At 46.8% G+C, this 14,817-nt stretch carries 13 protein-coding genes; 12 read left to right on the top strand and 1 reads right to left on the bottom strand.

From position 1 onward, the window contains the following. The first annotated feature begins 3 nt into the window (after positions 1 to 3). The 12 genes from BM021_RS07980 to ftsZ all read left to right on the top strand — a co-directional run bounded on the left by BM021_RS07980 (position 4) and on the right by ftsZ (position 14,314). Complete coding sequence (locus BM021_RS07980; RefSeq protein ID WP_090720515.1) at positions 4 to 1,542, top strand: UDP-N-acetylmuramoyl-L-alanyl-D-glutamate--2,6-diaminopimelate ligase; 1,539 nt, start codon at positions 4 to 6, stop codon at positions 1,540 to 1,542. An 8-nt stretch (positions 1,543 to 1,550) separates the two neighbouring features. Then, complete coding sequence (gene murF, locus BM021_RS07975) at positions 1,551 to 2,942, top strand: UDP-N-acetylmuramoyl-tripeptide--D-alanyl-D-alanine ligase (protein ID WP_090720514.1); 1,392 nt, start codon at positions 1,551 to 1,553, stop codon at positions 2,940 to 2,942. Positions 2,943 to 2,988: 46 nt separating this feature from the next. Beyond that, positions 2,989 to 4,074 (top strand): phospho-N-acetylmuramoyl-pentapeptide-transferase, encoded by a 1,086-nt coding sequence (mraY, locus tag BM021_RS07970; protein WP_090720513.1) that lies wholly within the window; start codon positions 2,989 to 2,991, stop codon positions 4,072 to 4,074. Next, complete coding sequence (murD, locus tag BM021_RS07965; RefSeq protein ID WP_090720512.1) at positions 4,071 to 5,483, top strand: UDP-N-acetylmuramoyl-L-alanine--D-glutamate ligase; 1,413 nt, start codon at positions 4,071 to 4,073, stop codon at positions 5,481 to 5,483. The genes mraY and murD overlap by 4 nt, the downstream gene beginning before the upstream one ends. 3 nt (positions 5,484 to 5,486) lie before the next feature. Next, on the top strand, positions 5,487 to 6,647 hold the full coding sequence (gene ftsW, locus BM021_RS07960) for a putative lipid II flippase FtsW (protein WP_090720511.1): 1,161 nt from the start codon (positions 5,487 to 5,489) through the stop codon (positions 6,645 to 6,647). Beyond that, on the top strand, positions 6,644 to 7,735 hold the full coding sequence (gene murG / locus BM021_RS07955) for an undecaprenyldiphospho-muramoylpentapeptide beta-N-acetylglucosaminyltransferase (protein ID WP_090720510.1): 1,092 nt from the start codon (positions 6,644 to 6,646) through the stop codon (positions 7,733 to 7,735). Before ftsW ends, murG begins: the two co-directional genes overlap by 4 nt. After that, a complete protein-coding gene (murC, locus tag BM021_RS07950) occupies positions 7,725 to 9,152 on the top strand; it encodes a UDP-N-acetylmuramate--L-alanine ligase (protein ID WP_090720509.1) in 1,428 nt (475 codons plus the stop codon). Before murG ends, murC begins: the two co-directional genes overlap by 11 nt. An 82-nt stretch (positions 9,153 to 9,234) precedes the next feature. Then, entirely contained in the window at positions 9,235 to 10,155 is a 921-nt protein-coding gene (murB, locus tag BM021_RS07945) for a UDP-N-acetylmuramate dehydrogenase (RefSeq protein ID WP_256207843.1), read from the top strand. After that, positions 10,155 to 11,072: a D-alanine--D-alanine ligase gene (locus tag BM021_RS07940; protein WP_090720508.1), complete on the top strand. Its 918-nt coding sequence runs from the start codon at positions 10,155 to 10,157 to the stop codon at positions 11,070 to 11,072. The genes murB and BM021_RS07940 overlap by 1 nt, the downstream gene beginning before the upstream one ends. Continuing rightward, entirely contained in the window at positions 11,062 to 11,838 is a 777-nt protein-coding gene (locus BM021_RS07935; RefSeq protein ID WP_090720507.1) for a cell division protein FtsQ/DivIB, read from the top strand. The genes BM021_RS07940 and BM021_RS07935 overlap by 11 nt, the downstream gene beginning before the upstream one ends. A 20-nt stretch (positions 11,839 to 11,858) precedes the next feature. Further along, the gene (gene ftsA, locus BM021_RS07930; protein WP_090720506.1) at positions 11,859 to 13,097 is read left to right on the top strand and encodes a cell division protein FtsA; all 1,239 of its coding nucleotides are present in this window, start codon (positions 11,859 to 11,861) and stop codon (positions 13,095 to 13,097) included. Positions 13,098 to 13,162: 65 nt separating this feature from the next. Continuing rightward, positions 13,163 to 14,314 (top strand): cell division protein FtsZ, encoded by a 1,152-nt coding sequence (ftsZ, locus tag BM021_RS07925; protein WP_090720505.1) that lies wholly within the window; start codon positions 13,163 to 13,165, stop codon positions 14,312 to 14,314. Positions 14,315 to 14,472: 158 nt separating this feature from the next. Here ftsZ and BM021_RS07920 read toward each other — a convergent pair whose 3' ends face one another. After that, positions 14,473 to 14,673: a hypothetical protein gene (locus BM021_RS07920; protein WP_090720504.1), complete on the bottom strand. Its 201-nt coding sequence runs from the start codon at positions 14,671 to 14,673 to the stop codon at positions 14,473 to 14,475. Between the last annotated feature and the right edge of the window lie 144 nt (positions 14,674 to 14,817).

Here is a 14,817-nt window from a genome sequence, read left to right as displayed (position 1 = left end):
TTGATGGCGGCTAAAAGAAAAGCATCAAAATTATTTAATAGTCATCTGTTGGATGATGTGGGTGTGCCTGTTCATAATCTTGTCACCGATAGCCGGATAATAAAACCCGGTGATACATTTCTTGCTTATGCAGGAGAAAAAAATGATGGTCGTCGATTTATTTCGCAAGCAATAGCAGCGGGTGCCAATGCGATCCTGTGGGATCCGCAGAATTTTTCATGGAATCCGCAATGGCATATTCCTGCATTACCAGTCAGTGAATTGAAGGCTAAGGCAGGCTGGATTGCCGATTATGTCTATGGTAGTCCATCGCAAGGATTATGGATGGTTGGGATCACGGGAACCAACGGCAAGACATCCTGCTGTCATTGGTATGCGCAAGCCATGACAAGCTTGAACAAGAAAACTGCTGTGATGGGAACACTGGGAAATGGTTTTAACAGCGAGCTTGAAACCGCTGAGAATACTACACCGGATGCCACTGTATTACAGCGCTCGCTGGCAAAATTTAAACAGCAAGGGGCTGATAGCGTAGCGATGGAAGTTTCATCGCATGGCATCGTTCAAGGACGCGTCAATGGAACCACTTTTTCAGTTGCTGTGCTCACCAATTTGTCACGTGATCATTTGGATTATCACCAGGATATGGATGCCTATGCAGCCGCTAAAGCACGCTTGTTTTTCTGGCCGGGATTGAAATATGCAGTGGTTAACATGGATGATGTGCTGGGCGTCGAGTTATCACGACAGCTTGCGAATAAAACAGCAAAAATAATTGGTTATGGGTTTAGATATCCGGAACTCGGCTGTTATTCCAAACATTTTAGAATGGTCTATGGCTCAAATCTTAAAGCTGATATCAATGGGATTGAATTTGATATTCAGTATGAAGGTTGTCATGAGCATTTAAAAGTTAATTTGCTGGGTAAATTTAATGCATTGAATCTGCTGGCGGTGGCGGCAGCTTTGTTAGCAAGCGGTATCAGGCTGTCAGATGCAATCCTGGCCTTGAAAAATGTACGCTCTATTCCAGGGCGAATGGAGAAATACACAGCGATTGATCAGCCTGTTGTCATTGTAGATTACGCGCATACTCCCGATGCGCTGGAGAAAGCGCTATGCACACTGCGTGAAATTCTGCGTAATAGTCATCAAAGCAAGGGTGCAGCGCTGCGAAATCCTCGTTTGCATTGTGTGATTGGTTGTGGGGGAGATCGGGACAAAGGTAAGCGTGCATTGATTGGTGAAGTGGCGGCACGTTTGACGGATGAAGTCATTTTTACCAGCGATAACCCACGCTCTGAAGATCCTCTGAGCATTATTAAGGATATTTCCACTGGCATGGGTGCGCATCATTACCAGATAGAAATTGATCGTGCATTGGCCATTTATCAGGCAATCGATAATGCTGATCCAGGTGATATTGTCTTGGTCGCCGGTAAAGGCCATGAAAAATTTCAGGAGATAAAAGGGCAGAAAATTCCTTTTAATGATGCAGAGGTTGTGCAGCAAGTACTGAAGGATTTGACCAGGAAAGTGTGAGCACAGGAATGATGATGGTCAAACAGGCTGCTCAGGTGTTACACGCCGATTGGAGCGGAAAAGATGTGCTATTTACCGCAGTGAGCACAGATAGCCGCACACTAAAGCAAGGTAATTTATTCGTTGCTTTAACCGGCGAAAATTTCGATGGCAGCAAATTTGTTAGCAGTGCTGTTGAAAAAGGCGCCGCTGCGGCCATGGTTAATCAACAAGCAGATAGCTATGATATCCCCATCCATATTCCTTTGATTCGAGTTAAAGATACGCGATTAAGTTTAGGACAGTTGGCATCATACTGGCGCAGCCGTTTTACGTTGCCAGTCATTGGAGTTACTGGCAGTAATGGCAAGACTACCGTCAAGGAGATGATTGCATCGATACTTCGTCAAACAATTCCTGATGGTGGAGTAAAAACAGATGAACAACTGAATTATGTATTAGCGACCGAAGGTAACCTTAATAACGATATTGGCGTACCACAAATGTTATTGCGGCTGCGTCAGCATCATTGCTATGCCGTTATCGAAATGGGCATGAATCATATGGGTGAGATTTCCTATCTGACACAATTGGCGAAGCCAACGGTTGCGCTCATTACCAACGCAGGGGCAGCACATATTGAAGGATTAGGTTCAGTTGAAACAGTGGCGTACGCCAAGGCTGAAATTTTTGAAGGATTGGACCAGCAAGGAATAGCAGTGATTAATGCGGATGATGTGTATGCCCCCTTGTGGCGTAAATATGCGGGTTCGCGGCAAATCATGGACTTTGGTTTGCATGAGAAGCCTCGGATAAGCGCTGAATATCAGGTTAACGCGTTGATGAGCAGGATTAAATTGAAATTGCCAGACGGCATTGCAGAAGTGGAGTTGCACGTGCCGGGCGTACATAACATTTATAACGCATTGGCAGCGGCAGCGGCAGCGGCTGCATTAGGCATGAATAAGACATTGATCGCATCTGGGTTGGAGAATTTCCAGGGTGTGCAAGGGCGCATGCAAAAAAAGCTTGGTTTGCATCATGCTTTATTAATTGACGATACATACAATGCCAATCCAGCATCGGTTCGCGCTGCTCTGACTGTTTTGGCCGCAACTGCCGGAAAAAAAATACTGGTATTAGGCGATATGGGTGAGTTAGGTAAATCAGCCATAGATTTGCACCGCGAGATTGGCAGGGATGCCCGCAAAGCTGGGCTTGATCAGTTGTTGACATTAGGCGAATTAAGCGCTTATGCCACAGAAGAATTTGGCAAAGGTGCGAGACATTTTAATTCACTCGATGAATTGCTCAATGTGGTTGAGAGCCTGCTTGCAGAGGATGTCACTGTATTGATAAAAGGATCGCGCTTTATGCAGATGGAACGAATAGTCAGGCAGCTAGAGATTAAACGTTCATAAAGGGACGAACGATGCTCAACAACCGGTTACAACGTCTGGAGTTCTTATGCTGTTAGCGTTCTCTCAATGGCTGGCTCAGGATATTCGTGCCTTCAATGTGTTCAGTTACATCACCTTGCGTACTATGTTGGCTGTCCTCACAGCACTGGTGATTTCTTTCATCATTGGTCCAATGATGATCCGCAAATTGACTGCTTATAAAATCGGCCAGTCAGTGCGTGATGATGGTCCACAGACACATCTTGTGAAAGCGGGAACACCCACCATGGGGGGTACACTGATATTGATGTCAATGGTATTGACGACTGTGTTATGGGCCGATTTAAGTAATCGATACGTTTGGGTGGTGTTGCTGACTACACTGGGGTTTGGGGCAATTGGCTGGATCGATGATTATCGGAAAGTGGTATATCGCAACCCGAAAGGGCTGTCCGCGAGCGCCAAATTTTTTTGGCAATCCGTGATCGCGATCATCATTGCGGTGTACCTGGCTTTGACTGCTGAAATGTCAGCCCAGACAGATATGATTGTGCCGTTTTTTAAGGAAGTAGCGATTCCATTGGGAGTGACAGGGTTTGTCATATTGGCCTATTTTGTCATCGTTGGCACCAGTAATGCAGTGAACCTGACTGATGGATTGGATGGTTTGGCGATTATGCCCACAGTCATGATCAGCAGTGCACTGGCAGTTTTTGCCTATGCCACAGGGCATGTTGTATTTGCCAAGTATCTGGGAATTCCTTATATCCCCAATACGGGAGAACTATCCATATTTTGCGGCGCGCTGGCAGGCGCAGGGCTCGCTTTTTTGTGGTTTAACGCCTATCCGGCCGAAGTGTTTATGGGGGATGTAGGTGCGCTCGCTTTGGGTGCTGCGTTGGGTGTTGTCACTGTTATTGTGCGTCAGGAAATTGTGCTGGTGATTATGGGGGGAGTGTTTGTCGTTGAAGCGTTATCGGTGATGTTGCAGGTTGCTTCCTTCAAATTGCTGGGTAAGCGTATTTTTCGCATGGCGCCATTGCATCATCATTATGAATTGAAAGGCTGGAAAGAAAATCAGGTAGTGGTCAGATTCTGGATTATTACGCTCATTCTGGTGCTGTTTGGATTATCGACATTAAAACTAAGATGAATCTGGAAGGTAAAATAATATTGGTGTTGGGGATGGGTGAAACTGGCTTGTCCATGATGAAATGGTTATCCCGCCAGGGCGCGGAAGTGCGTGTGGCGGATAGTCGTACAGAGCCGCCTGGGTGGAAGGAAATCGCGAATGCTTTTCCTCAGTTGAAGGTTCACATAGGCAAGTTTGAGGCCAGAATTTTTGATGATATCGAGATGATTGCAATCAGCCCTGGTGTTCCCTTGGCGGATCCTTGCGTGCAGCAGGCCATTCAGCGTGGCATACCGGTGGTCGGCGACATGGTTCTTTTTGCGTGGGCGCTTGAGCAGAGCAATTTGCCTCGACCGAAGATTGTTGCGATCACGGGATCTAATGGAAAAACAACAGTCACCGCCATGGTAGGGGCGATGCTGAAAAAAGCGGACTGGAATGTGGAAGTGGCAGGCAATATTGGCCCGGCCGTTCTGAATGCGCTGATGCAACGCATGGATGCAGGCAATTTGCCGCAAGCTTGGATTCTTGAAATATCCAGCTTTCAATTGGAAACCACCCATAATTTAAATGCAGATGTGGCTACAGTGCTTAATCTGAGTGAAGATCATTTAGACCGCTATGCGAATATGAAAGATTACACCACGGCAAAAGCCAGAGTTTTTTTGCATGAAAAAAATGAGGGAATACAGGTCTTAAATCGGAACGATCCATTGGTTCGTGCTGTGGCATTGAGCAGTAGAAAGCAAATCACTTTTGGTATTGATGAGCCTCCGACCCAAGCAGATTTTGGCCTTATCCGTGATGAGGATGATTTATGGCTGACGGAAGGAGATATGCAATTAATGAAAACTTCCGAATTGGTTGTGAATGGATTACATAATGCCGCCAATGGCTTGGCAGCACTGGCCATATGTCGTGCACTGGGGGTAGCGGTTGAGCCGCTACTGTCAGCTTTACGGGAGTTTAGAGGCTTACCGCATCGAATGGAAAAGGTTGCGGCGTTCAATGGTGTCACTTTCTATGATGATTCCAAAAGCACGAATGTAGGTGCGACAGTGGCAGCCTTAAATGGCATGAAACAGAACGTGATTTTAATTGCTGGCGGTGATGGCAAGGGTCAGGATTTTTCTCTTTTGAAGCAATCTGTTGCTGATAATGCACGAGCGGTGGTGTTGATTGGCCGAGATGCAGGGCTCATTGCGGATGAACTGAAAGACTGCGGCGTGCCTTTGCATTTTGCGGTCACGATGGAGGAAGCCATGCAGAAAAGTTTTTTATTGGCGCATGGTGGCGATGTGGTATTGCTGTCACCTGCATGCGCCAGTTTCGATATGTTTAGAAATTACATTCACCGCGCAGAAGTGTTTGTAGCAGCGGTCAAGGACATTGAAAATAGATTTTTTAGTTTCGGACAGAAGAAACATTAACGGATGATCTACCAAGCAAACAATCAGAAACCAAGGGTGATGACTGACTTTGATCAGGTGCTGGTGTGGTCGACTTTGCTGTTGCTGAGTATTGGATTAGTCATGATTTACTCCGCCTCCATTGCGATTGCAGAAGCACAATTTGGTGTTGATCGTGCTTATCATTATTTATTACGACACAGTATCTATCTGGCTGTGGGGTTGATATTGGGATTCATCGCTTTTCAGGTCCCGCTGCAGGTATGGCAAAGGTATGTCAGCTATCTGTTTATCGCGAGCACTTTATTGTTGGTGCTTGTTTTAGTTCCAGGCATTGGTCATGAAGTCAATGGCAGCCAACGCTGGATTTCACTGTATGTGGTGAATTTGCAACCGTCTGAATTTATGAAATTGGTGATGATCCTGTATGCCGCTGACTATGTGAATCGTAAGACAGCAGATTTGAGTTATCTGCTGAAAGGATTTCTTCCAATCACCCTTGTAATGGCCTTGGTAGGTTTTTTATTGTTACTGGAACCGGATTTCGGCGCTTTTTTTGTAGTAACGACGCTGGCAATATCTATCCTATTTCTGGGAGGGGTCAGTTTAAAAATATTTATTGGACTGATCAGTATCCTCGCTGCCGGTTTATATGGATTAATTCTAACTTCGCCATATCGGTTGGACCGAGTGGTGGCATTTATGGATCCCTGGGCCGATCCCTATGGGAAGGGCTATCAATTGAGTCATGCGCTGATCGCATTTGGACGGGGTGAATGGCTTGGTGTTGGCTTGGGAGGAAGTGTCGAAAAACTATTTTATCTGCCCGAAGCGCATACCGATTTCTTGCTTTCGGTATTGGCTGAAGAACTTGGTTTTGTTGGCGTTGTTGCGGTCATTGCTTTATTTATCGGGTTGATTTTGCGCGCTTTTATTATCGGTCGGCTGGCTGCGAAACTGGGATATCCCTTCTCCGCCTTGGTAGCGCAAGGAATTGGTATCTGGATCGGTTTGCAGGGATTGATCAATATGGGCGTCAATATGGGCGTTTTGCCGACTAAAGGCTTAACGCTGCCTTTGCTGAGTTTTGGCGGTAGCAGCATCACGGCAAATTGTATTGCTTTGGCGGTATTGTTGCGCATTGATTGGGAAAATCGTCAGCGCTTGCGAGGGCTTACTGTATGAGACCACGAACTATTTTGATTATGGCTGGGGGAACAGGTGGGCACGTGTTTCCAGGCCTGGCGGTGGCTGACTATTTAAGGGAATTGGGATGGCATATTGTATGGCTGGGAACCAAGGCGGGTATGGAATCAACGCTGGTTCCACAGCATGGGTATGCAACAGAAGTCATCAGCTTTTCCGGATTGCGGGGTAAGCGATTGACTACTTGGTTAATGTTGCCACTACGTTTAATTAAAGCATTTCTGCAAAGCGTTCGCATCATACGCCGAGTAAAACCGGATGTGGTTTTAGGAATGGGGGGGTATCCAGCTTTTCCAGGCGGCATGATGGCATCTCTATTCAATAAGCCACTGATCATTCATGAACAGAACTCATTGCCGGGTTTAACCAACAAAATTCTGGCCAGCCTGGCAGATAAAATCATGCTGGGTTTTCCGGGTGCCATGCTTGCGAATAAAGAAAAAATAGTTTTCTCAGGTAATCCAGTACGTTCTGAAATTGCGCAGATGGAGGCACCAGACAAGCGTTTTCTAGGGCGAGAGGGAAAACTCAAGTTGCTCGTTGTGGGCGGCAGCCTTGGTGCACAAATTTTAAATGCCGTGGTGCCGCAGGCGCTTAAATTAATACCCGAGCGCCTACGCCCGACTGTAGTTCATCAAGCGGGCACGATGCATTGGGAGACAGTGAAAAAAGTCTATGCAGATCTGCAATTGGAAGGAGAAGTGCGTGCATTTATCGATGACATGGCTAAACGCTACGCCGCCAGTGATTTGGTGCTTTGTCGTGCTGGCGCATTGACGATCGCAGAATTGAGTGCAGCAGGGGTTGCCAGCATACTGGTGCCGTACCCCTATGCTGTCGATGACCATCAAACCAATAATGCCAGGTTTCTTTCCAGCCATGGTGCTGCCATGTTAGTGCCGCAAAATGAATTGACTGCGCACAAGCTGGCTGAGTTGTTAATGAATCTGACGCGGGAGAAATTACTCGGTATGTCAATGATTGCGCGCAGTCTGGCAAAGCCAGAGGCAACCAGAATAGTGGCTGAAGCCTGTATTGAACTCAGTGGAGCGCTGCATGAAGCATAAAGTCAAGCACATTCATTTTGTGGGTATCGGTGGTGCTGGGATGAGCGGTATTGCTGAAGTTTTCATTAATCTGAGCTATCAGGTAAGTGGTTCTGATTTAATGGATAGTCCAGTCATCCAACGTTTGAGCAGGCTTGGTGTGAAAGTACACGTAGGTCATGCAAGCCAGCAGATAGCCGATGCTGACGTGGTGGTTACCTCGACAGCAGTCAAACCGGATAATCCTGAAGTGATTGCAGCAAGAAACAAAAATATTCCAGTCGTACCGCGTGCGCTCATGCTGGCCGAATTGCTCAGATTGCGTAACGGCATCGCGATAGCAGGCACCCATGGCAAAACCACTACCACCAGCTTGATTGCCAGCATACTGGCGGCAGCTGATATGGACCCTACATTTGTTATCGGCGGAAAACTGCAAGCAGCAGGTTGCCATGCCAAACTAGGAAAAGGAGAATTCATTGTCGTTGAGGCCGATGAATCGGATGCTTCATTTCTGTATTTGCAACCGGTGCTAGCGGTGGTGACCAATATCGATGCTGATCATATGGAGACCTATGGTCATGACTTCAACCGATTAAAGCAAACATTTGTGGAATTTGTACAGCATCTGCCTTTCTACGGGATGGCGGTATTGTGTATAGATGATCCGAATGTGCGCGAGGTGATGTCAGCAATTACCAAGCCAATTACTACCTATGGATTGTCTGAGAATGCACAAGTTCGCGCCATTGATATTCAACATCATAGCGGTCAAATGATATTTACTGCCGTAGTGGGTGTGAATGGTTCGGGGCGTAAACTCGATATCACGCTTAACTTACCAGGACTGCATAACATTCAAAACGCACTAGCGGCCATTACCGTCGCCAATGAGATCGGTGTGCCGGATGCAGCCATTGCCAAGGCGCTTTCAGAATTCAAAGGCGTAGAAAGGCGTTTTCAGCGATATGGAGAAATTAAATTATCCGCGCAGAAAAGTTTTACGCTGATTGATGACTATGGCCATCATCCGGCCGAGATGGAAGCAACCATCAGAGCGGCTCGAGGCGCTTTTCCTGGTCAGCGCCTGGTATTAGCATTTCAACCGCATCGCTATACCCGTACCCGGGATGTATTCGAAGATTTCATTAAAGTCTTGTCCCAAGCTGATGTGTTGTTACTAACGGAAGTGTATCCGGCAGGTGAGGATCCCATTGTTGCCGCTGACAGTAAATCACTAGCGCGTTCCATCCGGGTGCTAGGTAAGGTTGAGCCTATTTATATTGAGGAGGTAGATGATTTACCAGTTGCGATACTTGATGCGGTGCAAGATGGCGATATCGTGCTGATAATGGGCGCAGGCTCTGTCGCAAAGGTTGCACCGCATATCGCGTATGTGAGAGATAAGCGGATTGTTGTGAATGGTTATGACTACTGAGCATCAGTGGAGATTGGCCGGTCTGTCACAAAACACAGCGTCCGGTATATCAATAACTGATCAACTGATCGATGAGGCAGCTATGCCAATTCTGCGTGGAGAAATGCGCATTAACGAACCTATGAGAAAGCATATTTCATGGCGCACTGGAGGATATGCAGAACGTTATTACATACCGGCGGATTTGGATGATCTTGCAAATTTTCTGCTGAAATCGCCCTCTGAGCCAATGTATGCCATTGGATTGGGCAGCAATCTGTTGATCAGGGATGGAGGTTTACGCGGTACTGTCATAGCGCTGCATGGGCGACTCAAGGATTTGCGATTGATTGAGCAAAATCAAGCCGGCGGGCTGATCTATGCCGGTGCCGGTGTAGCTTGTGCAAAGGTTGCTCGATTTGCCGCCAGGCATCATCTGGCAGGTGCAGAATTTCTGGCAGGTATTCCAGGCACGATAGGCGGCGCATTGGCTATGAACGCCGGCTGTTTTGGATCCGAGACCTGGGGAATCGTAGCGCGTGTGCAGGTAATTAATCGTAGCGGACAAATGTTTATCCGCCGGCCTGGCGAATATGCGATTGGCTATCGCAGTGTAAAACTGCAGCGCACATTGACCAGTACAGCTGAAACAGAATGGTTTGCAGGCGGGTATCTGCAGTTGCCAGGTGGCGATCAGACCGAATCCCAGCAGCGAATTAAACAATTGCTGGCGCGGCGCGTTGGCAGTCAGCCGCTCAATCAGCCAAATGCAGGTTCAGTATTTCGCAATCCTCCTGGAGATTATGCGGCACGTTTGATTGAAGTTTGTGGTTTGAAGGGGAGGTGTATGGGTGACGCCATGGTGTCACCCATACACGCCAATTTTATCGTCAACACAGGCAATGCCAGTGCGACCGATATTGAAGCATTGATGATGCTGGTGCAAGACAAAGTTAGGAAAGAGACAGGGATTGAGCTAATCCAGGAAGTCCGGATTGTAGGCGATGTCAGGGGGTATGCGTAGTGGTTGCGTATAACTTTGCCAAAGTGGCAGTACTGCTGGGCGGTCGGTCTGCGGAACGTGATATTTCGCTGCAAAGTGGAAAAGCTGTTCTGGAAGCATTGCGTCAAAGAGATGTTGATGCACATCCGTTTGATCCAGCAGAGCATGCACTGGAAGCCCTGTTGCATCAAGGCTTCGACAGAGCATTTATCGCACTGCATGGACGCTTTGGTGAAGATGGTACGATTCAGGGCGCGCTCGAATGGATGCGGCTGCCTTATACCGGCAGTGGTGTAATGGCCAGTGCGCTGGCGATGGATAAATGGCGTACCAAATTGGTGTGGCAGGCAGCCGGTATTCCATCTCCTCGTTATACTCTATTGCAGGCTGACAGTAACTTTGAAGAAATAGCTGAAACACTGGGTTTACCGCTGATTGTTAAACCGGCACGCGAGGGATCAACGATTGGTTTGAGTAAAGTGCATCGCAGCCAGGATCTGGTAAAAGCCTATCAATTGGCCGCACAGCATGATGCTTTGGTGCTTGCTGAAGAATTTATTGCAGGCAAGGAACTGACAGTCGCCATTCTGGGGGAAACGCCGCTGCCAATCGTGAGAATTGAAATAGCAGGGGAGCTTTATGATTATGAGGCCAAGTATTTCTCGAGTCATACGCAATATTTCTGCCCAAGCGGTTTGCCGGATGAATTGGAAGCGGCAATTCAGGCGCAAGCATTACAAGCTTATAAAGTGCTGGGATGTGAAGGATGGGGAAGGATTGATCTGATACTCGATCAGACAGGACAATTTTATTTTTTGGAAGCGAACACTTCTCCTGGTATGACAAGTCACAGCCTGGTACCGATGGCAGCAGGAGCGGCAGGAATTTCATTCGAAGATTTGGTAATAAGAATATTGGCTTTGTCTCATGTGGAATAACCATCGGGCGCTCAATTTACTCTCCACCAGCTTGTTTACTTTAGTAGCGGTAACGGTTTTGTATGCGATCAGCTTGCGGTTTACCAAGCCACCATTCTTTCCCATTAAAGAAATTAATATTCAAGTTGTGAATGGTACGAAAACTGATGCTAAAGATTTGCTGAATGTGACTCGCGAGCAAATAGAGCACCTTTCCAGAAATGAAATTAAAGGAAACTTCATCTCAGTGAATCTCGTTGAAGTGCGCGAAGCTTTTATAAAGTTACCTTGGGTGCGTGATGCCAAAGTGAACAGGGAGTGGCCCTATGGTTTGAATGTAATACTTGAAGAGCATCAGGCATTGGCCTATTGGGGGAGTCATGCATTAGTTAATACCTATGGCGAAGTATTTCGCGTCACAGTAGATAAAAATTTACCTGTTTTTACCGGACCTAAAGAGGCGAGTGCACAAGAAGTAGCGCGGCAATACCAGCGATTCAGCGAAATCTTGACACCATTACAACAATCTATTGTGGAGATCAGTCTAACTCCACGCTATGCATGGCGCATTCAGTTAAATACTGGAACTGTGCTGGAATTAGGGCGCAATGAAGTTGAAGAAAGGCTTATTCGCTATGTTTCAGTATATAACCACAGCATTGCCCGATTTAATCAGGAAGGGTCGTTAGCATATGTAGATTTGCGCTATCCGAATGGTTTTGCTATCCGCATGCCAGAAGTGATGCAGCATGGACCCCGTAAATCCGGTTCGAAAAGAGAAACGTGAGACCCTGGAGATATAACTAGATGAATAAGGCTAGAGAAAACAGAAATCTGATTGTTGGTCTTGATATTGGTACATCCAAAATTGTTGCCATTGTTGCAGAAGTCATTCCCGAGGGGGGCTTTGAAGTGATTGGCCTGGGCAGTCACCCTTCACGTGGATTGAAGAAAGGGGTAGTGGCCAATATCGAAACTACGGTAAATGCCATTCAACGGGCGCTGGAAGAAGCGGAATTGATGGCTGATTGTAAGATCCATGAAGTTTATACCGGAATTGCCGGCAGTCATATCAAAGGCTTCAATTCAGATGGCATGGTCCCCATCAAGGATAAGGAGGTTACTGAGAAAGATGTTGAACGGGTGATGGAAGCAGCTAAAGCCGTGAATATACCCGCTGATCAGCAAATTCTGCATATCCTGAATCAGGAGTTCATCATCGATGGCCAAGAAGATGTGCGTGAGCCGGTAGGCATGAGTGGTATACGGCTGGAAGTGAAAGTGCATATTGTGACAGGCGCAGTCTCTGCGGCGCAGAATATTATGAAATGTGTGCATCGATGCGGCCTGGAGGTTCGGGATTTAATATTGCAGCCATTGGCGTCTGCGATGGCGGTATTGTCCGAAGATGAAAAAGACCTGGGAGTCTGCCTGGTGGACATTGGGGGCGGAACAACGGATATCGCGGTGTTTACCAATGGCGCAATCCGGCACACGGCAGTTATTCCGATTGCTGGTGATCAGATAACGAATGATATTGCGATGGCATTGCGTACCCCAACTAAGAGTGCTGAAGACATCAAGTGCCATTATGGGTGCGCATTGAGAAGCCTCGCTGATACACAAGAAATGGTGGAAGTTCCTGACGTGGGTAATCGCGGTTCACGTCAGCTTTCCCGACAAACACTGGCTGAAGTGATAGAACCACGAGTAGAGGAGCTTTACTGTATGGTGCAGGCCGAGCTGCGCCGTAGTGGATTTGAGGAATTACTTTCCTCAGGAATAGTCATTACCGGCGGTTCTGCCTCATTACGGGGTATGGTGGAGTTGGGCGAGGAAATCTTTCACATGCCAGTGCGATTAGGTCTGCCTAATTATCATGGCAATTTAAAAGAAGTAATTCATACACCGCGATATTCTACGGGCATTGGCTTAATTCTTGCCGGAATCGAGCAAATGCAACATCAACAAGGTTCAAAATTGCAGGGCGGTTCCGCCAAACAGATTCTTTCGAGAATGAGAGGTTGGTTCCAGAGGAATTTTTAATTAGATTCCAAAGATTGTGTTAGCAGTCAAGTAGCTTAATTTCAATGTACTAAAGGAGAGATATTATGTTCGAAATCATAAATAACGAAACTCAAGAGGCAGTCATCAAAGTCGTCGGTGTAGGTGGTTGCGGAAGCAATGCAGTGGATCACATGATTCAGAATGGCATGCAAGGCGTTGAGTTCATCAGTATGAATACTGATGCGCAGGCATTGAAAGGCAATAAAGCACCAACAATATTACAGCTGGGTACAGGGATTACCAAGGGATTGGGCGCAGGAGCGAATCCCGACATTGGTCGTGAAGCTGCACTTGAAGACCGTGATCGGATTGCGGAATTGATCCAAGGTGCAGATATGTTGTTTATAACGGCAGGCATGGGAGGAGGAACAGGAACGGGTGCAGCACCGGTGGTTGCGCAGGTTGCCAAAGAAATGGGTATTTTAACCGTGGCGGTTGTCAGTAAACCGTTTGCATTTGAAGGAAAACGCTTGGTCGCTGCCAAGGCAGGCATGGAAGCACTCTCACAGCATGTAGATTCATTGATCGTGATTCCTAATGATAAGCTCATGATGGTATTAGGTAATGATATTTCTATGCTGGATGCATTTAAAGCTGCTAATGATGTGTTGTACGGCGCAGTAGCCGGTATTGCTGAAGTGATTAATTGTCCAGGCTTGGTTAACGTTGACTTTGCAGACGTAAAAACTGTCATGTCAGAAATGGGTATGGCAATGATGGGTTCAGCCATTGCAGCAGGCGTAGATCGTGCCCGTGTTGCTGCAGAGCGTGCGGTATCAAGTCCTTTGTTGGAAGATGTTTCCTTGTCGGGAGCACGCGGTATTCTGGTTAACATCACTGCCAGTTCATCGCTAAAAATGAGAGAAGTCCATGAAGTGATGAATGCGATTAAGAATTTAACCGCTGAAGATGCAACCATTATTGTGGGTACCGTCATTGATGAAAATATGGCTGAAGATTTACGCGTAACGATGGTTGCTACGGGATTAGGCGGTCTGACCAGCCAAAGTCAGAGCACACCCTTGACGGTTATTCACAGCCGTACCGGAACAGATGACCGGGATTCAATATATTCAGCAGAAGAACCTGCAGTCATGCGTACTGGCAGAAGAAGCAATGCTACAGTGGCAGCTATGCGCCAATCGGGTGTTGATCCAATGGATATACCAGCATTTTTGAGAAGACAAGCTGACTAAGGGGTTAAAGGATACTCTTTTGTCACTTTGTGGTTAGCACAAGAAAGTGGTTTGACAAAATTAAATTAATAGCTGAGGTTTAATCGGTAACAAGAATCGGTAATAAGTGTAGTCAATTTCTGCATTCCAAAAATTACTGCCAAGCAACACTTGTTCTTTTAATTATTCAATGGATTGAGGAGCTTCCGGTGTTCTAGAAGGGTAACTGCCGGTGGAGTAGTCGGCACAGGAACAGGTTTCGCCTCATCCATGCGTTTTTTTGTCCAGTAAGATTTAATCGCCGCCGGGTCTATCGCTTTGGCGCGGATTGTATCTCTTCCGAAACAGGTTTTTTTGCGATGATAGCTATTCCAAACCATAATCCGACAATAGCCATCATTTTTCTACATTTCTGCTCCATGATAAGCCTTATATGGACGCCTCCCGGTATGGCAAGAGATATTTCATGTTCTGGCGATGCGAGGAATCGGCTGCAGTCTTATATCCGGCCTTGTTGCAGAGTA

This window comes from Nitrosomonas sp. Nm166 (genome assembly GCF_900112825.1).
Taxonomy (GTDB): domain Bacteria; phylum Pseudomonadota; class Gammaproteobacteria; order Burkholderiales; family Nitrosomonadaceae; genus Nitrosomonas.
The sequence above is the reverse complement of the archived record's forward strand: the minus strand, read 5'-3'. Positions and strand labels throughout refer to the sequence as shown.